Origin of the sequence: Olivibacter ginsenosidimutans (genome assembly GCF_039542865.1) — a bacterium.
GTDB lineage: Bacteria > Bacteroidota > Bacteroidia > Sphingobacteriales > Sphingobacteriaceae > Olivibacter > Olivibacter ginsenosidimutans.
Map to the genome: position 1 here is coordinate 165,713 of NZ_BAABIQ010000005.1, position 18,039 is coordinate 183,751.

An 18,039-nucleotide genomic window follows, 5' to 3' on the forward strand; every position below is an offset into this window, starting at 1 on the left:
GATGAAAGGCCTCGTAACTAAATCTACTGGAAGCTGGTATGCGGTCACCGTTGACGACAAATCTTATGAATGCCGTATTAAAGGGAAATTTCGGACCAAGGACATTAAAACCACTAACCCAATTGCGGTAGGCGATTGGGTGGATATTGAACTTGAACCCGAACAGCAAACCGCCGTCATCGTAACACTGTATGACCGGAAAAATTATATGATCCGGAAGTCTGTTAACCTGTCTAAACAAGCACAAATTATTGCTGCCAATATCGATCAGGCCTATTTGGTGGTAACGTTAGCTTCTCCTCCCACTTCTTTAGGATTCATTGACCGTTTTTTAGTTACCGCAGAGGCATATGGTATTCCGGCGAGTATCTTATTCAATAAACTGGACCTATTTAGTCAAGAAGGATTGGAAATATTGGCTGATTATCGGTCTATCTATGAAGACCTTGGCTATCCATGCTTTGAGATATCGGCCTTAAAGGGTATCAATATAGGAGACATAGAAGCCTCTTTAATGCAGAAAATAACGTTGATTTCAGGCCACAGCGGAGTGGGGAAATCAACACTCATTAATCGAATTATCCCAGAGGCTTCCCTACGTACTGGAAAGATATCGGATTGGTCTGATCGAGGCAAACACACGACTACTTTTGCGGAGATGTTACCGCTATCCCAAGGCGGTTATATCATTGATACTCCCGGTATTCAAGAGTTTGGTGTTATCGACATTGAGCAGCAAGAACTGGGTCATTTTTTTCCAGAAATGCGGGCCTTAATGCATCAATGCCGATTTAACAATTGCAGGCATATCAATGAGCCTGGATGCGCTGTTCTTGCAGCATTAGCCGAGGGGGGAATTGAACCTAGCCGATACGATAGCTATCTTAGTATTTATCATGGAAATGATAGTAGGGCCTAATCTGGGTTGAACAAAAAGAGTTGTTTATACGGTCATAATATCTTTTTCTTTTGCTTCTGCTAATTTATCGACCTTCACAATAAAACTATCGGTTAGCTTTTGCACTTCGGCTTCGCCAACTTTTATTTCGTCTTCCGATACGCCATCGTTTTTCAATTTTTTGATCCCGTCATTGGCGTCTTTGCGAATATTGCGGATGGCAACCTTTCCTTTTTCGGCTTCATCTTTTACTCTTCTAACCAGTTCTCTTCTTCGTTCTTCGGTCAATGGAGGGACTGCCAAGCGAATGATGTTTCCGTCATTCTGAGGGTTCAGACCAATATTCGAATCTATAATTGCCTTTTCAATTGCTCCTAACAAGTTTTTCTCCCAAGGTTGAATAACCAAGCTACGAGGGTCAGGCGTATTAATGTTGCCCACTTGTGAAAGTGGAGTTGGTGTTCCATAGTAATCCACATTAATACCATCTAACATGGAAGGCATCGCTTTACCTGCACGGATTTTGGTTAATTCGGACTCGGTATGCGCAATCGCTTTCTGCATCGAATCACTAGCGTCTTCTAATTGTAACTTTATTAGGTCATTCATATGTTTAATATTTGTCGTTCAAAAGAATCCTACACTAACCATTCTTGTACAGCTTATGGTGTAAAATGGTATAGATGTATTTTGTTTTAACGGCTATCAAGCAAAGATTCGCCCAAAAATAAGACTTTTTATTGAATGCTGAAATAAAACATATCATGATTATACCGTCCCGTATGGCTGTTTATCCGACATACGCTTTGGGCTTTAAGCAATCAGCTTTTGCCGACTTTATAACCTTGCAGACGATGCAAATAGCTTAATGTGTACGGCTTATTGCCTAATGTTGCATTTAGCATATTTCAAGGATAACTTAGAATAAGCTTAATCCGATTCTGAGTGTATTGCAGCCATCCAATAGTGTGTTGCTGCTTTTTGAGTAGGCATATACTACACGTAACATTTTCCATTGCAGGCCTAAGTGCAGTTCGCCATAACGGCTTAATTCTGGAGTGTGTAGTACATGCAATCCGACAATTTCTTCTAATTTTAATTGGCGTAACAAGGGTATTTTGCTTGTAAGTAGGCCACCTAAATTATATTCGGTATGCGCTTCAGCAAAGCTGGTAGATGTACTGTACCGATAATAGTCTAATGCCAGAAAGGAGCTTAACTGTTGATCTGTGAATAAAATTTGGTTTCCCTTAAAATGCCTGAAATCGGGGTAAAACAAACGGTTATTTCGTAAAAACTTGCCGGCAGCGGCAGAAAAGGAAAGCTTTCCGTATAAACCGAGCCCGATAGCACTTTTATAGATACTTGCACTTAAAAGATCGTAGTCTACATCGGATCCTAGCATATTTTTTAAACCCTTCGTATATTGTATGCCAAGGGTTGGATATTTTGATGGTAAATAGCGCTTACCCGAGGGATAACTTTCATACCGACTAGAGAAATCGTAGCTTAGCCCGAAACTTATCTTGGTGGCATTATTATCCTCAAAAAGTGGAATATCAGCTTCCGGATGTAGGGGATTATTAGACGTTAGTTTATGTTGATTGCGATCCCAAAAGGTAAAATCTGTAGCATTAGGCAACCAATGCCGATGTGCCCATTCTGCTTGGACACCTACTTTGATGTTGCCGGGTATGGTATAATTCCACCATGCAGAAGCGAAGGTTTTTTCATATAGCTTTTGATAATTTTCGCCCGCGAGCAGGGTATACAAACTATTCACTAGAACCGGAAGGGAACCCCTATTGTTGAGATCCAATACGTCTCTTCCTCCTGATAAGATAAGGCTTTGTTTCTTGAGCGGTACACTTGTACTTAAGACTCCGTTTACATGTTTATTGGCAAAGCCATACCGCAAGCGGCCATTTATGCGGAAATAACGATTAGAGGTACTATCGATTTGTCTTGAATAGCTTAAACTGTAATTAATGGCCAACCCTTCGACGCTGTTGAAAAGGAGCGACCGTAAGGGGCTGCCTAGACTCACATATTCCTTTTTGTACCGATCGCGATAGTCGTATCCGGCTAAGATAAAACCTAAGGGCTTAAAGCGATTGTTTTTTTTGTCGATGGAGTCGAGATAGGACTTGGATTCGCGGCGTTTGCGCAAGCTATCTTTGTCTATATAATCTTGCTGTTCTTCCATAGTTAACGGAATAGGCCTGTGATTTGCCCAATAAGCACTGTCTTTTTTATTGACACCCTCATCTATGGCCAATACTTCTTTAAACCGTTTTCGTTTGGGTAACCTTGTTAATTGGTAATCTTGGTAAATCGCTGTAAAGTAACCGCCGACTTGAAAGCCCAGTAAGCCGCCTATAAAATCCAATTGTACATTGGATGGCATCCAGATTTCCTGATTAATCGGTGTAAAAAGTTGCTTGATATTCAAGGAATCAACAAAGTTGATACTCGATGTCTTGTCTAACAACAAATTAACACTGTGTATCCGCCATTCGTTGGCTACGATATAAATATCACCTTTATAAAGTGGCTCGCCTTTTCTTTTCGGGATAACCTTAATTTTATCGATCGTTAAACCATGTTGTTGGGAAGAGCCTACGTATTGATAGCGGTAATAAGCTAGGGCATTGGCTGCAATAGGTGAAAGAAACGGCCGACTGCTTAGGCCTTCGACAATATCTTGATGATTTTCATAAAAATTCAATTGTAATTCGGAGGCCCGATTAAAGCTAAACGCTTGATTGTTTCCCGAAATTTTTGAACTGATCATCTCTTCCCTGAAGTCTTTCGGCGGATTTACGGTGATATTAGATTCTGATTCTGATAAATAGATAATGCCTCTACGGTTGGAGTCTAAGCCCATTTCTTTACTAGCCTCTTCGATGTCAAGACCAAGAAATTTTTTTGGAGCTTTCATTAAACGTTGCAAACCCTTGATATAAACATGTGCAGTATACGGCCCAGACTGGGCTAAATAATAGGATCGTTTTTTTATGGCTTTGCGTATAATTGCATAGGCTGGATCTTCTTGGTTTCCGATAACTACTTCCGGTAATGTATATACAGCGAGGGCAAGTTGTACATGGAGACTGTCGTTATGTTGGAGATTGATGCTTACCGTTTTGGATTGATAACCAACGGCGCTAATCATTAGTTGATGATTGCCCTGTGGCAATATTAGCTTAAAGAATCCTTCGCTATTGGCCGATGTACCCTTGGTTGAATTGGACTTAAATATACTGGCAAAGGGAATGGGTTGGCCATCTTCGCTAGTAACGGTACCTTGAATAGATAAGGCTTGTGCGTATAAAAGTTGGTTAATTCCTAATAGTAAAATAATCGTAAACCATTTCTTCATGAGCATGATAATTAAGCTATGTTTTATTTATTTCGACTGGCAAGCGTTTGCTGGTATTTAACTAAGATGAATAAATAGCTAGAAAGGTTACAGCCATCTTGTGTTAAAGAATGTTAATGTTTAGCACAGTATATATGGGATGAAATAAAAAAATCTTCATCCATACTATCTTTTATGAGTGAATAAACGGTGGATTGTCGTTGCTTTTTCGCTTATTTTATCATGAAATCTGTATTTTTACCACAAAACGTCGAAAATATGTATAAAACACTTCAACCGGTATTACAACAAGAGCTAGCTGAGATAGAGCAAGCGGGTTTATATAAGAAAGAGCGGATTATTATTACTCCGCAGGGAGCAGAAATAAAAGTAAGTACAGGCGAAGAGGTTATCAATTTCTGTGCGAATAATTATTTAGGCCTATCAGCCCATCCAGATGTTATTGCGGCAGCAAAAGGAACTATCGATACGCACGGTTATGGCATGTCTTCGGTACGCTTCATTTGCGGTACACAGGATATCCATAAAGAGTTAGAAGCAAAACTTTCTAAATTTTTGGGAACGGAGGATACCATTTTATATGCAGCAGCATTTGACGCGAATGGTGGTGTTTTTGAACCCTTATTTACGGCAGCGGATGCGATTATATCCGACGAGCTGAACCACGCTTCCATTATTGATGGTGTGCGGCTTTGTAAAGCCCAGCGTTTTCGGTATAAAAATGCCGATATGGAGGACTTAGAACAGCAGTTAATTGCTGCAAAAGGTGCTAGGCATCGGATTATCGTAACTGATGGTGCGTTTTCTATGGATGGAGTGGTGGCCCCGCTCGATAAAATCTGTGATTTGGCGGATAAGTATGAGGCCTTGGTTATGATTGATGAATCGCATTGTACTGGTTTTATTGGCAAGACAGGGAGAGGAACACATGAGCATTTTCAGGTAATGGATCGTGTAGATATTATCACTGGAACCTTAGGAAAGGCTTTAGGAGGTGCTTCTGGAGGGTTTACATCAGGAAGAAAGGAAATCATCGATATGCTGAGGCAACGCTCCCGCCCCTATCTATTTTCCAATACCTTGGCCCCTGCTATTACTGGTGCATCTATTAAGGTCTTGAATATGCTGAGTGAAACGACGGCCTTACGGGATAAATTGGCTTACAATACCCAATATTTCAGGGATAAGATGACCGAGGCAGGATTTGATATTAAACCGGGTTTTCATCCGATTGTGCCGGTTATGCTTTATGATGCTAAACTGGCACAAACATTTGCGGCCAAAATGTTAGCAGAAGGGATTTACGTGATTGGATTTTATTATCCTGTCGTTCCAAAGGAAAAGGCAAGAATACGCGTCCAATTATCTGCAGCGCATCAACAAGAGCATTTAGATAAAGCGATAGCTGCTTTTGTAAAGGTAGGTAAAGCATTAGGGGTACTTAAAAATTAAAAGTAACACCGCTATCTGGTGGCTCATTGATACCTTTAAAATAAAAAAGGGATCCATAATGCAAAAAGGCAAATAGGGTTAACCATTGGATATCCGTCCAAATTAAGTAAGTTTGCCAAATAAACAAGATGCTCGTTTAGAGTAGATTATTGACAACAGTTTGTGTGAACAAAATCCATGCGTATACAAGAGAAAATAGATCAATATAGAACAGAGGTTGAGCAATGGAAACCGACATCCATGCAGGAAGTTGAAGCTTTCCGGTTAAGGTTTTTAGTTGCAAAAGGGCTTATAAAAAATCTCTTTGAAGAGTTTAAAACAGTTTCTGTTGAAGAGAAACGTATGCTCGGGAAAGTACTCAATGAATTTAAACAATTTACCGAGTCTCGGTTTGCCACCATGAAGGAAAAGTTTAGTGCTGCGCAACCAACGGTAAAACGAGCAGTAGAAGATTTGACCTTGCCAGGCCCGGGATTTAATGCAGGTGCACATCATCCCCTATCGATCGTTCGTAAGGAAATTGTAGAAATTTTTAAAAAATTAGGATTTATTGTCGCAGAAGGACCAGAGATAGAAGATGATTGGCATAACTTTACTGCTTTAAATTTCCCTGAAGAACATCCAGCAAGAGATATGCAAGATACGTTCTTTATCCGAAAAGGAGCAGGAAACGATATTGCCCTGCGTACGCATACGTCATCGGTGCAGGTTCGGATGATGGAGCAGGGTAAACCTCCTTTCCGGGCCATTATGCCGGGGCGGGTATATCGGAATGAAGCCATATCTGCACGTGCCCATTGTTTCTTTCACCAGGTTGAGGGACTATATATTGATGAGGGCGTGTCTTTTGCCGATTTGAAGCAAACCTTGTATCACTTCGTGCAAGAGCTTTATGGAGCAGGTACGCAGGTACGTTTCCGTCCGTCGTATTTTCCTTTTACAGAGCCATCCGCTGAAATGGATATTTCCTGTACGATTTGTAAAGGTGCTGGATGCAACATGTGTAAATATACCGGTTGGGTGGAGATTTTAGGTTGTGGAATGGTGGATCCAAATGTCTTAGAGAATAGTGGAATAGACGCGAAAAAATATACTGGTTTTGCTTTCGGTATGGGTATTGAACGCATCACTAATTTAAAATATGAAATTAAGGATTTGCGTTTATTTTCCGAAAATGATATCCGGTTTTTGCAACAATTTGAAACGGAAGTTATCTAAGGTATACCGGCAACATCTTAAGACCCTACGGAAGGATAAGAGAATCGTATACTATTAGCGTATAATTGATGGAAGCAGATAAAATAAAGGAAAGCATTAAGCGATCGGCTAAAGAACTTTTTAGGCGTTATGGCTATAATAAAACAAGCGTTAATGAAATCGCTAAGAAAGCCAAGATTGCTAAAGCTACCATTTATAAATATTTCGATAGTAAAGAGATGGTCCTGCATGCCATCCTAATGGATTATATCCGGACAGGCGTAGATGATCTTATTCACAATCCAAGCCCTGCGACCGATCAGGAAAGTTATTTAAGCAATCTCATTTTAAAAGTAAGCCGATTAACCTATACGATCTGTAATGAATTTGTGGGCTGGGACTTTATCCGGGAATCGGCTAATGCTCAGGAATATTTGAAAACGCTTTCAGACGATTTGGAAAATTTATTGATCAGCTCATTCAATGAAAGTAGCATTATTGATCCACATATACCTAGGGAAAATTTAATCTTCTTGATCAAGTCTAGTAAAAGTATTGTATTTTCTTTTGCATTTACTGCTGTAAGTGTAGCAGACGTAAGAAAGTATTTTGTTTCTTTCCAAAAAGAACTACTACCCTATCTTGTAAAAGCAACGGTGAGGTAATATAAGGCAACATCTTGTTGTGTTTAATAGCGTATTATTTCAGATGCTTTTTGATTGAGCCAATAGATAGGGCATGTAGGATGCCTGCGAAAAGCATAACCAACACACAACCCACCAAATTAAGCCAGAGGAAGGCCATGAGTTTGAGTAACCAACAGGCTATGACTAATATTTCAGCCAGGATGGCAGCCATAAATGTTGCGGTGCCGTTTACCTTTTTCATATAAAAAGCTACGATGAAGACCCCCAATATGGTACCATAGAATAGCGAACCTAAAATATTAACGGCCTCTAACAAATTTCCTAATTTACTAGCGTATAAAGCAATGATTACGGAAAAAATACCCCAAAAAAGGGTAGCCATTCTCGATGCGGTTAGATAAGCCCCCTCACTGCCGTCTTTGTGTAAAAATCGTTTGTAAACATCGACTATCGTGGTAGAAGCCAATGAATTTAGTGCGCTCGCAGTAGAGCCCATAGACGCTAAAATAACAATGGCAATAAGTAAACCAACCAAGCCGTGGGGAAGCTTTTCGGTAACAAAATTAAGAAAGATGTAATTATTATCATGCGTATCTGCTTTTGGGTCATTTTTTTCCATCAAAGAGGCTAAACGATTGCGTATCGTATCTGTTTTCGCATTCGCATGATGCAGCTGCGTTCGAATAGCAGCGATAGCTTGCTGGTTATCTTGATCGAGTGCTTCGCTCAATTGATTGATAAGAACATGTTTCTCATCAAATATGGATTTAAAATCTCCTTTTATTTTGTTTAACTCCGGCTGATAGGCGCTTTGTTCAATTTTATTCAATTCCAGTTTGTTAAAAAAAATTGGCGGTTGATTGTATTGGTAATAGGCGAAGACAAGTATTCCAATCAGTAGAATTAAAAATTGCATAGGTACTTTAATCAAGCCATTCATTAATAAACCTAAACGACTATCTCTTATGGATGATCCGGTTAAGTATCGGCCTACTTGGCTTTGATCAGTACCGAAATAAGAAAGCTGTAAGAAAAATCCGCCAATTAACCCACTCCAGATGGTATATTGATTATCCCAATCAAAGGAAAAATCTAAAGCGTTAGCTCGGCCAGATTTACCGGCAATATGTAGGGCTTTAACTAGGCCGATATCTGCTGGTAATAAGTGTATCACCATCATTCCGGCAGCTAAAAGACCTACAAAAATAATAGCCATTTGCAAAAGTTGCGTATAAGAAACAGCCTTAGTTCCCCCGTAAACGGTATATAAAATGACTATAAATCCAATAAACAGGGTAGCATAGGTCGCATCTATTTGAAGTATACTGGATAAAATAACCGCTGGTGCATAAATGGTAATGCCCGTTGAGAGTCCGCGTTGAATTAGGAAAAGCAGAGCAGTAAATACGCGTGTCTTAACATCGAATCGTTTTTCCAAATACTCATAAGCGGTAAAAACGCGCATGCTATGAAATATGGGTACAAACGTTATGCTTAGGATAATCATCGCCAGTGGTACACCGAAATAGAATTGGGCAAAGCTCATACCCGAACTATAGGCTAGTCCAGGAGCGGAAAGAAAGGTAATGGCACTCGCTTGGGTAGCTATTACCGAAAATCCAATATGGTACCAAGGTAAAGATTTGCCCCCTAACAGATAACCATCGATATTGCGGTTACCCCGGCTTTTATAGATTCCATACCCTACGATGAATATTAGGGAGCAAAAAAGAACAATCCAATCGATTAAACTCATTCAAAGGTTATTTTGAATAAGTAAAACAATAAGATGAGTATAAATAGCCACAATACGACCAAGCCGTAAAATTGTTGCCAGCTATTTACAAAGGGAGGTAAGCCATTAGCCTTAGGCTGCTTCTTCCTCACTTTTACGCTTCACTAAAGCATTCAAAAAAAACATCGCTATAAACAGGCCTATAACTAACCCACCTACAACACCCCAGAAAGATTTAAAACAAAATCCTCCAGTTAATATGCCAAAAAAGGCACCAATAATGTAAAATATAGGATCGGTATTGATTTTTTTTTCTTCTTGATGTTCCATGATTTATTTATTTTCTTTTGCTAACAAATTTACAAATAATCTATATGCACCGGGTACGCCAGCCGGTAATTCTCTAAAAAAAGCGAGCGAGGTGTATACGTATTTTCCCTTACCATAGGTTGCTACCAATAGGGAACCGCTGTTTTTAGCTTCGTCAGGATCGTGCATGCTTAACGGTTGTATGTAATGGGCATCAACGTTTCCGGCAAAATATAACCCACGTTCTTGTATCCATCCATCAAAGTCTTTACTACTAATCGCATTGGGGTAGGTGAGTACTTGATGCTGCGGATGCGTAAAAGTTACCTTTGCTTGCTCATCGGTTACCCGATCACGGGTAATTTGAAAGGGGTAAGGGCCTATGCTTGGGGTTTTTAATCCACCGTTTACATTATATTGTTCCACTAATGTGCCGCCATTTTTAACATAATCCAATAATTTAGGTTGTAAATAACGTATGCGATCATTGACATTGTATATTCGAATACCGGTTATAATCGCATCGTATACGGAAAGATCTTGGTGCATGATGTCATTTTCGGACAATAAATCTACCTGTAAGCCGATTTCGCGCAACGATTGCGGTATCAAATCGCCCGCTCCAGGCAGGTATCCAATGCGTTTTGCAGCAGTACCCGTCTCAATTTTACTCAGACGGGCCGCAGTTGTTGGAAACCATGCGATTTGAGGTATATGATCATACTTGATATAGTGGATGGCCTTCGCTAATTCTTTAAGGCTATCGGGGTAGACGAGGTTAAAATAGATCGAATCGTTTAGGCTGGCTTGTGCCGGAGGGTAAATGGTTACCTGTTTTGTCCATTCATCATCTTTCTGCTGTAATGCGACTTCAAAGGATGCGGGTTCCATTCGCCAGCCTTTTGGGAGTACAGGATGAACCCATGCTTTAACCTGATCCGTATTGGCTGTAAAGGACAATTCAACTTGCTTTGGCTGATTGCCATTAACGATAATCGCTTTTTGATCAAGATTAATAGTAAGCCGGGGAGCCACAATGAGTGGATTGTTTACTTCCCCTTTTACGGGATCATTATATGCGTAGATTATCGGAAAACGGTAGTCGATGATTTTCCCTTCAATCGACAGCTGGAGAAGCATACTCGGTAAATTATCGGTGATCGGCATACCGATTAGTTTTTGATTCTTTACCTGAAAAGAGCCTAGGCTATGAAATGCACTGAGCCAATAGGGTTGCGTCAAATCGGTAGTCTTAATCGTTGTTTTTAAGGTTTTCGCTTGGTTATAGGTCAGTGGTTGTGCTGAGGTTAGCGTATTCTGGCCAGCGTAATGTCCAGCCCTTAAATCTGTTAAGGAGGCAGTAATATGGGGTGCTTGTACGATGATGTGGGTGTTTACCTGTATGGTTTCACCATTGGCATATTTCGGTTCGTCCGTCTGACAACTGATCCAGATGTTTGCACAATCCAAGATCAGACGTTTAACTTCCTTGATTTTTTGCTGGGCCCAATAGTTATCTCCGAGTTTCTCTAATTCACTTAACAGCTTAACTAATGTTTTGACGCTATATTGGGGGTGTGCTAGGTCAAATTCCTGATTAACCTGTTGAATGAGTTTCTGAACGGATTGCGCTTTTGGTACCCTAGACCAAGTGGTATCAATGCCATCAAATAAGGATTTACGAGGGCTAGAGCCACCTAATAGCTCAAAATATTCTTTCATGATTCCTCGTTGTGAAGTTGAGCCAAAGCCTTGACTCTTATGGTTTGTTCGGCTGATGGCTGCTAGTTCTCCATACGTTTTTCCTAGAAAGGGATTGTACTGACTGAGGTCTACATGGAATTGCCCTTCTTCTATGGTATTTGCACTACCAAAATTAAAGGTGTTCCAAAGAATTCGCTCGGCTTGCCAAGGCTTTACGTAAGCGAGTTGTTCTGGGAATCTGTTCGGATCAGCGGCTGCTTTAAAGGCTTCTAATGCCAAAATAGAAGATGCTTGGTGATGCCCATGCCCAGCTCTTGGATCACCTGGAAAACGGGTGATAATGACGTCCGGTTTAAAATTTCGAATAACCCATACGGCATCGGCCAATATTTTTTCTTTATTCCAAATCTTAAATGTTTCTGCGTACGTTTTAGAAAAACCGAAATCATTTGCGGTCGAGAAAAATTGTTCTCCGCCATCATCTTGCCTCGCTGCCAATAATTCTTGAGTACGCAATAATCCGAGTTCTTCAGCCTGCTCTGTACCAATGAGGTTTTGTCCGCCGTCGCCCCGGGTTAAAGACAGATAACCCGTCCGGTAATATTTTTCATTAGCTAACCATGCGATCAATCGAGTATTTTCATCGTCCGGGTGCGCCGCAAAGTATAACACACTACCTAAGGTATTCAGTTTTTGAAGTCTTAGTTTGATTGTGGCTGCATTTTTATTAGAAGCACTTTGTGCTGCGGCATAGCCAAAAGTTAAATGGAATAGGGTAACAATTAGAAGTGATTTCAAGCGGATGAGCGGCATGTTATACAGGGTTAATGCGTTTTTAAAAAATTAACCAGTTTATTAATGGCGATTGACCGATGACTAATCTGATTTTTCTCTTCTGATGACATTTCGGCAAAGGTTTGAGTACGGCCCTCTGGAACAAAAATAGGATCATAACCAAAGCCTTTAAGGCCCTTTCTTTCATGGATAATGTTTCCTTGGATAATGCCTTCAAATAGTTGGTGTTGATGTCCAAGGCGGAGCGATATAACCGTACGAAATCGGGCTTTACGGTTCGTGTTATTACCCAATCTGCTTAGCAATAAATCGATGTTCTGTTCCATATCCCGCGAACCTGAATACCTGGCAGAAAAGACACCGGGTTCTTGGTTGAGCGCCTCGACCTCCAAACCAGAATCATCTGCGAAACAATTTAATTGATAATTTTCCAAGATGTAGGCGCTTTTTAACGCTGCGTTCCCTTCAAGTGTTTGCGCGGTTTCTGGAATATCCACCATACATCCAATATCGCTTAAAGATTGAATATGGAATAGATGCTTTACCATACCCTGAACTTCGATTAATTTATGTTGATTGTTGGTAGCGAAAACGAGCGGTTGCATTAAAAAGTAAAAATTTAAAAGTAAAAAAATAAAAAATACAGCCCTGTGCGATATAATGGCATATTATAGTGTTTTTATAGCTTGCCAGAACAGTTTTTTCTTTTGCGTGTCTGTTAACATTTCTTCAAAAGAGAAGGTATACAGTAATTTAATTCCGTCTTGATGGGTAGGGGTATTTAAGGGGTAATCCGGTAAGCCCAAATCGTTAGAAATAGGACCAGCAACAACAAATATTTTCGGTTGGAAGAAGGAACAGATACGATCCATGTCTACCCTTTCCGCTGTTGTTGAAGTATTGAACACAGCCACATCTTCTAATGACAGGGCCAATGCTTGGATCGTCTTCAAAAAAGCTTCATGCGCTGTTGGTGAGAAAAAGGCATGCGCTTTATTACGGACTAAAAAGAGAATATGTTTGCTGTTCCCTCCCAAAAAATGATAGCCTACAGGTGCTTTTTCAGCGATTTGCTGGGTTTCGGTTTTTCCTGTTATTTGAACAGGGTATAAGGTTTCCTCCATAAAATAGCGGAGTGCAGTAGGATTTTTAGTTGTTAAAGAAGTCATTTGCACGTTTTGTTGGATACCAAAATACCAAAACGAAAATATAAGAATTTATAGCGAGTTGCAAGTGCATTCCTCAATTCGCTTAAGATTTAACGGAATTGTTGCTTTTAAATCTGCGTAAGAGATTGCTGTCTAGCTGTTTAGCATGAAACCACTGCGTTCTTTCGAAAAGCCAGAGCAAATGAAGTGCGAAAAACGTACCAATAAAAGAACCGGCTAGCAGGTCCTTAAAAAAATGTTGGGCTAAATAAACCCTTGAGATGGAAACAGTGAGTGCCATTAAGAAGAGCCATGGTTGCTTACGTTGGGCTAGGAAAAGGTAACTTAGGCTTATGGCGAGGGAAAAGACACAGGTTGTGTGTCCCGAAGGAAAGCTTAAGGAATTTTGGAGAGCATAGTCTTTTATTGTATAAATAGGTTCTAAATGCTGAAAATAAACGGCTGGCCGGGGGTGTTGTACAATGATTTTAATGAGTTGTGTAAAAAATCCTGTGTAAAGCATATTGGCCACTAACACCAGTGCATAGCGATAATTGACAAATAAAAAGAAAAAGGCTAAAAGGGCCGTTACCGGCCAATCGCCTAAATGCGTAAGGTACATGAAAAATTGATCGGCATCGTTGTGGTGTAAGCGATTAATCATCAAGAATAAATCTGCCTGTGAGTAAAAGGCGAATAAGGTAAGTCCCAGGGCTTGAAAACCAATAAGTAAAGATACAAATAATGAAAATTGTTTTAAAAACGTTGAAAAGCTACCTTGATAGGTGTGAACATGATTCATGAGTAGAAACCTTATTTAAAACCAAACATACTAAAAAGTAGCTTCGAGATGATTTTTCTTGTTAAAATTCGTTAAATATGGATTATAGTGTAATGGATTTATGTAACTTAGCAACCTTAAAAGCAATAGTATAGTATAAAAATATAACGAATGAAGAAGTTTGCTGGTTTGTTTTTGCTGATCCTGATTAGCGGTATTGGGAAGATGAAGGCCCAAGAGGTGCAGGTAATCGATAAAGTAGCGGCTGTTGTTGGAGGTAACGTGGTGCTTCAATCTGATATTGACATGCAATATGCGCAGTATCTTTCGGAGGGTAATCAACCTGATCCCGGTGTCAGATGTATGATACTGGAACAATTACTGACCAATAAGCTATTAACGCAACAGGCGGCTATTGACTCCATAGAAGTGAGCGAGGATGAAGTGGATGATAATATCAATAATCGTTTACGCTACATGACTCGGCAAGCTGGAGGGCAAGAAAATCTGGAGAAGTTTTTAAACCGTTCGATATTACAGTATAAGGAAGAGATGCGTCCTGCTGTAAAAGAGCAGCTTGTTGCGCAGAAGATGCAAGCCAAGATTACGGAAAAAACAGGCGTAACCCCTTTGGAAGTAAAACGATATTTTGAAAAAATACCAAAAGATAGTGTCCCTAATTATAACTCCGAAGTAGAAGTAGGCGAAATTGTTATTTTTCCTAAGTTGACGAAAGAGGAAAAGCAACCCTTTTATGACCGGGCGGAATCTTTGCGTATGGGTATTAAGGCGGGTGATGATTTTGGAACAATGGCGAGGCTCTATTCCCAAGACCCGGGATCTGCAGCTGCAGGAGGAGATTTAGGGTTCTTTGATCGTTCTTCTGGTATGGCCAAAGAGTTTACGGCAACTGCTTTCCGAATGAAGCCGGGCGAGATTTCTAAAGTATTTGAAACAGAGTTTGGATTTCATTTTTTGCAGGTATTGGAACGACGTGGAGAGCAGGTACGGGTTAGACATATTTTAATTGGATTAAAACCTAGCGATGCAAGTATGGAACGGGCAAAAAAGGAAATTGATAGTATCTGTACACGTGTTAAGGAAGATAAATTGCCTTTTTCTACCGCAGCTGCCTTGTATTCTGGCGATGAAATGACGAAATATAATGGCGGTATGTTACTAAATGCACGCGATCAGCAAAGCCGTACAACCTATATTCCGGTAGATCAATTGGATGCAGCGGATTTTGCTGCTATTGATACGTTAAAACCCGGAGAGTACTCCCAACCATTCACGTTTACTGATCCTCAAACAAGAAAAGAGGGGTACAAATTCATGTATTTAAAATCGCGTACAGCACCTCATAAAGCATCCCTGGAAACCGATTACGCGAAGATTAAGAATCTGGCAGAACAAGATAAGTTAAATCGTGTGGTTAGCGAGTGGTTTGAAGAACGAAGAAAAACGACTTATATTAGAATAGACGATGAGTTCGCTACCTGCTCGGAATTGAAAGATTGGGTAAGTAGCCCACAGACAGCACAGGTGAACAAATAATAAGTATTATTTAGCGAAATACATATCCACGGAAACCTTCCACATGGCATTTTCTTGAAGCTCCCAGATGCGAATGTAATAACATTTGGTTACCTTATTTCCTTGCCGGATGATGGCGTCTCCTTGACTAAAGGCCAATTCTCCACTATAAGCTCGGTCTACTTTCCCTTCTACACTTTCAATGTTGATGTCCTGTTTCTCCAAGAAAGCTTGAATCTTATCCAGCTTGATGACGGGGTTATAGCCTGGAATGTAGATTCGAGCACCATCTGTTAAAAATTCCTTGAAAGCGGTCTTATTATCGGCCTTTAAGATGGTGGCATACAGTTGGTCGGTGCTCAGGATAATATCTTCCCGTTGTTTCAATCGGGCTCTCGACCGTGATTTCCGATATTTATTGTTCGCCGGACTTTCAAAGTCGACGCTGATCTTACGGTAGGGTTCGAAATGCTCGCTAATCGCTCGGTAAGCCATTCTCCATTCACCTTTTCGATCCCTCTTCCATAAGCAGAGGTATTCCCCATATTTTTTTGGTGAACCTACTTTTTGCCAGGTTATGGCCCCGGTTGTAAAACCCCACTCATCACTTTTAGCCACCTTTGCATATATCGGTTTCCATTGCATCACATCGGGTAGGTTGGGTTTATTTTTCAGATAATCCGTTACTTTAGTAGGAGCGGGTGTATAGAATATCGTATTTTCATCACTAAATGTTTGATAAGCTGTTAGTAAGCCTTTTTTGGTGGCAAGTACCGATAAGTTGTATTCTGCCGAAATGAGTTGATTTACTTGTTCTGAAGGATCTTGCTGGGCAATAGCCTTATTACTAATAAAGGCAATGCAGCAAGCGATCCAAATAATTCTTAACATGCGCGTTGATTTTAGTTAATTTTACTCCAAATGGTCCCTTCTTTGCTGTCTTTTAGCTGTATCCCAATTTCTTGGAGGCCATTACGGATGAGGTCAGATGTAGCATAATCTTTTGTTGCTTTGGCTTCCTGACGGAGTTTAATAATAAATTCCATCAGCTTTTCCATATCTCCATTATGATCTGTATGCATATCATCTTTCAGACCAAGAATATTAAATACAAAGTCTGTTATCAGGGCATTCAATTGTTCTAAACCCTGGTCGTCTATACTCGTTTTATTGTCGTAGATGCTGTTGATGATACGGACCACTTCAAAGAGTTCGGCAATCAATACCGGACTATTAAAGTCATCATCCATGGCTGCTAAACACCGGTTTCGGATCTCATCAAAATCAATATCAGAGGTTTTGCCCGCTTTAAGTTTCGGCAACAATGCAATAGCATTCATTAAACGCCTATAACCCTTATCTGAGGCGTCCAGAGCATCGTTAGAAAAATCTAACGTACTTCTATAGTGTGCCTGTAACATAAAAAAACGGACAGACATCGGTGAATAGCCCCGGTTTAACAGGGGATGATCGCCTGTGAAAAGTTCCCGTGGTAAAAAGCCATTCCCGGCGGATTTGGACATGCGGGCACCGTTGACGGTAAGCATATTGGTATGCATCCAGTATTTCGCCGGATTGGTATGGTTACATGCTTGTGATTGGGCGATTTCATTGGTATGGTGAGTTGCCGCTAAATCCATGCCACCTCCATGAATATCAAACTGATCGCCAAGGTATTTATTGCTCATTGCCGAACATTCAATATGCCAACCAGGAAACCCTATGCCCCAAGGCGATGGCCAACGCATTAAGTGTTCAGGTTTGGCTTTGATCCATAAAGCAAAGTCTAGTCTACCTTTTTTTTCATTCTGCCCACCTAATTCACGGGTATTATTTAGCATATCGTCCAGCTGTCTGTTGGTCAGTAGGGTATAGTCATTGTGCTTACTGTATTTTTCGACATCAAAATAGACCGTACCATTTACCTCATAAGCATAGCCATTAGCCATAATCTGCTTAATCATTTCAATTTGTTCTGAAATGTGTCCGGTTGCCGTTGGTTCAATACTTGGAGGAAGCGTATTGAATAATCTGAGTACATCATGAAACCCGATTGTGTACTTCTGTACAATTTCCATGGGCTCTAGCTTTTCCAATTTTGCTTTCTTTGCAAATTTATCTTCTCCTTCATCCCGATCGCCTTCCAGATGCCCTGCATCTGTTATATTACGTACGTAGCGTACTTTATATCCAAGGTATAGTAGGTAACGATAAATAAGATCGAATGATACAAAGGTTCGGCAATTACCCAAGTGCACATCGCTATAAACAGTAGGGCCACAAACGTATAAGCCTACCGTGGGAGGATTGATGGGTTCAAAGGGCTCTTTTTTCCGACTAAGTGTATTATAGATAACTAAGTTGCTGTTCATTCGTCATATATTTTAATAGCAGCTAATTGGCAATGTTACCAAAAATGTTGCGAATTTAATAAATTTCATCAAGTATAGATTAT

At 40.2% G+C, this 18,039-nt stretch carries 15 protein-coding genes; 5 read left to right on the forward strand and 10 right to left on the reverse strand.

Going from position 1 to position 18,039, the window contains the following annotated elements; genetic code table 11:
• Position 1: 1 nt before the first annotated feature.
• Complete coding sequence (gene rsgA, locus ABD930_RS04245; protein ID WP_345230456.1) at positions 2–919, forward strand: ribosome small subunit-dependent GTPase A; 918 nt, start codon at positions 2–4, stop codon at positions 917–919.
• A 24-nt stretch (positions 920–943) separates the two neighbouring features.
• Here the strand turns inward: rsgA and frr are convergent, their stop codons facing one another.
• Both frr and ABD930_RS04255 read right to left on the reverse strand, forming a co-directional pair.
• Entirely contained in the window at positions 944–1,507 is a 564-nt protein-coding gene (gene frr, locus ABD930_RS04250; protein WP_345230457.1) for a ribosome recycling factor, read from the reverse strand.
• 310 nt (positions 1,508–1,817) lie between these two features.
• The gene (locus tag ABD930_RS04255; protein WP_345230458.1) at positions 1,818–4,280 is read right to left on the reverse strand and encodes a DUF5686 and carboxypeptidase regulatory-like domain-containing protein; all 2,463 of its coding nucleotides are present in this window, start codon (positions 4,278–4,280) and stop codon (positions 1,818–1,820) included.
• A gap of 258 nt (positions 4,281–4,538) precedes the next feature.
• Here ABD930_RS04255 and kbl point away from each other — a divergent pair, with 258 nt between their 5' ends.
• The 3 genes from kbl (at position 4,539) to ABD930_RS04270 (ending at position 7,594) form a co-directional block, all read left to right on the forward strand.
• Positions 4,539–5,732 (forward strand): glycine C-acetyltransferase, encoded by a 1,194-nt coding sequence (kbl, locus tag ABD930_RS04260; protein ID WP_345230459.1) that lies wholly within the window; start codon positions 4,539–4,541, stop codon positions 5,730–5,732.
• A 183-nt stretch (positions 5,733–5,915) separates the two neighbouring features.
• Positions 5,916–6,950, forward strand: a complete 1,035-nt coding sequence (gene pheS, locus ABD930_RS04265) for a phenylalanine--tRNA ligase subunit alpha (protein WP_425571102.1) — start codon at positions 5,916–5,918, stop codon at positions 6,948–6,950.
• Between the two features lie 68 nt (positions 6,951–7,018).
• A complete protein-coding gene (locus ABD930_RS04270) occupies positions 7,019–7,594 on the forward strand; it encodes a TetR/AcrR family transcriptional regulator (protein ID WP_345230461.1) in 576 nt (191 codons plus the stop codon).
• Positions 7,595–7,628: 34 nt separating this feature from the next.
• Here the strand turns inward: ABD930_RS04270 and ABD930_RS04275 are convergent, their stop codons facing one another.
• The 6 genes from ABD930_RS04275 to ABD930_RS04300 form a co-directional block, all read right to left on the reverse strand.
• Entirely contained in the window at positions 7,629–9,332 is a 1,704-nt protein-coding gene (locus tag ABD930_RS04275; protein ID WP_345230462.1) for a sodium:solute symporter family protein, read from the reverse strand.
• Between the two features lie 111 nt (positions 9,333–9,443).
• Positions 9,444–9,641, reverse strand: a complete 198-nt coding sequence (locus tag ABD930_RS04280) for a hypothetical protein (RefSeq protein WP_345230463.1) — start codon at positions 9,639–9,641, stop codon at positions 9,444–9,446.
• Positions 9,642–9,644: 3 nt separating this feature from the next.
• On the reverse strand, positions 9,645–12,137 hold the full coding sequence (locus tag ABD930_RS04285; RefSeq protein ID WP_345230464.1) for a PIG-L family deacetylase: 2,493 nt from the start codon (positions 12,135–12,137) through the stop codon (positions 9,645–9,647).
• Positions 12,138–12,148: 11 nt separating this feature from the next.
• Complete coding sequence (locus tag ABD930_RS04290; RefSeq protein WP_345230465.1) at positions 12,149–12,724, reverse strand: non-canonical purine NTP diphosphatase; 576 nt, start codon at positions 12,722–12,724, stop codon at positions 12,149–12,151.
• Between the two features lie 63 nt (positions 12,725–12,787).
• Positions 12,788–13,288: a hypothetical protein gene (locus ABD930_RS04295; RefSeq protein WP_345230466.1), complete on the reverse strand. Its 501-nt coding sequence runs from the start codon at positions 13,286–13,288 to the stop codon at positions 12,788–12,790.
• Between the two features lie 82 nt (positions 13,289–13,370).
• Complete coding sequence (locus ABD930_RS04300) at positions 13,371–14,069, reverse strand: phosphatase PAP2 family protein (RefSeq protein WP_345230467.1); 699 nt, start codon at positions 14,067–14,069, stop codon at positions 13,371–13,373.
• A 150-nt stretch (positions 14,070–14,219) separates the two neighbouring features.
• Between ABD930_RS04300 and ABD930_RS04305 the strand changes: the two genes are divergently transcribed.
• Positions 14,220–15,605: a peptidylprolyl isomerase gene (locus ABD930_RS04305; protein ID WP_345230468.1), complete on the forward strand. Its 1,386-nt coding sequence runs from the start codon at positions 14,220–14,222 to the stop codon at positions 15,603–15,605.
• Positions 15,606–15,611: 6 nt separating this feature from the next.
• Here ABD930_RS04305 and ABD930_RS04310 read toward each other — a convergent pair whose 3' ends face one another.
• Entirely contained in the window at positions 15,612–16,475 is an 864-nt protein-coding gene (locus ABD930_RS04310) for a hypothetical protein (protein WP_345230469.1), read from the reverse strand.
• A gap of 11 nt (positions 16,476–16,486) precedes the next feature.
• Positions 16,487–17,956: a cysteine--tRNA ligase gene (gene cysS / locus ABD930_RS04315; protein ID WP_345230470.1), complete on the reverse strand. Its 1,470-nt coding sequence runs from the start codon at positions 17,954–17,956 to the stop codon at positions 16,487–16,489.
• Between the last annotated feature and the right edge of the window lie 83 nt (positions 17,957–18,039).

Excerpts from the sequence above, each read along its gene's own strand:
- rsgA (WP_345230456.1), top strand. The coding sequence starts at position 2 with ATGAAAGGCCTCGTAACTAAATCTACTGGAAGCTGGTATGCGGTCACC.
- frr (WP_345230457.1), bottom strand. The coding sequence starts at position 1,507 with ATGAATGACCTAATAAAGTTACAATTAGAAGACGCTAGTGATTCGATG.
- ABD930_RS04255 (WP_345230458.1), bottom strand. The coding sequence starts at position 4,280 with ATGAAGAAATGGTTTACGATTATTTTACTATTAGGAATTAACCAACTT.
- kbl (WP_345230459.1), top strand. The coding sequence starts at position 4,539 with ATGTATAAAACACTTCAACCGGTATTACAACAAGAGCTAGCTGAGATA.
- ABD930_RS04270 (WP_345230461.1), top strand. The coding sequence starts at position 7,019 with ATGGAAGCAGATAAAATAAAGGAAAGCATTAAGCGATCGGCTAAAGAA.
- ABD930_RS04275 (WP_345230462.1), bottom strand. The coding sequence starts at position 9,332 with ATGAGTTTAATCGATTGGATTGTTCTTTTTTGCTCCCTAATATTCATC.
- ABD930_RS04280 (WP_345230463.1), bottom strand. The coding sequence starts at position 9,641 with ATGGAACATCAAGAAGAAAAAAAAATCAATACCGATCCTATATTTTAC.
- ABD930_RS04285 (WP_345230464.1), bottom strand. The coding sequence starts at position 12,137 with ATGCCGCTCATCCGCTTGAAATCACTTCTAATTGTTACCCTATTCCAT.
- ABD930_RS04290 (WP_345230465.1), bottom strand. The coding sequence starts at position 12,724 with ATGCAACCGCTCGTTTTCGCTACCAACAATCAACATAAATTAATCGAA.
- ABD930_RS04295 (WP_345230466.1), bottom strand. The coding sequence starts at position 13,288 with ATGACTTCTTTAACAACTAAAAATCCTACTGCACTCCGCTATTTTATG.
- ABD930_RS04300 (WP_345230467.1), bottom strand. The coding sequence starts at position 14,069 with ATGAATCATGTTCACACCTATCAAGGTAGCTTTTCAACGTTTTTAAAA.
- ABD930_RS04305 (WP_345230468.1), top strand. The coding sequence starts at position 14,220 with ATGAAGAAGTTTGCTGGTTTGTTTTTGCTGATCCTGATTAGCGGTATT.
- ABD930_RS04310 (WP_345230469.1), bottom strand. The coding sequence starts at position 16,475 with ATGTTAAGAATTATTTGGATCGCTTGCTGCATTGCCTTTATTAGTAAT.
- cysS (WP_345230470.1), bottom strand. The coding sequence starts at position 17,956 with ATGAACAGCAACTTAGTTATCTATAATACACTTAGTCGGAAAAAAGAG.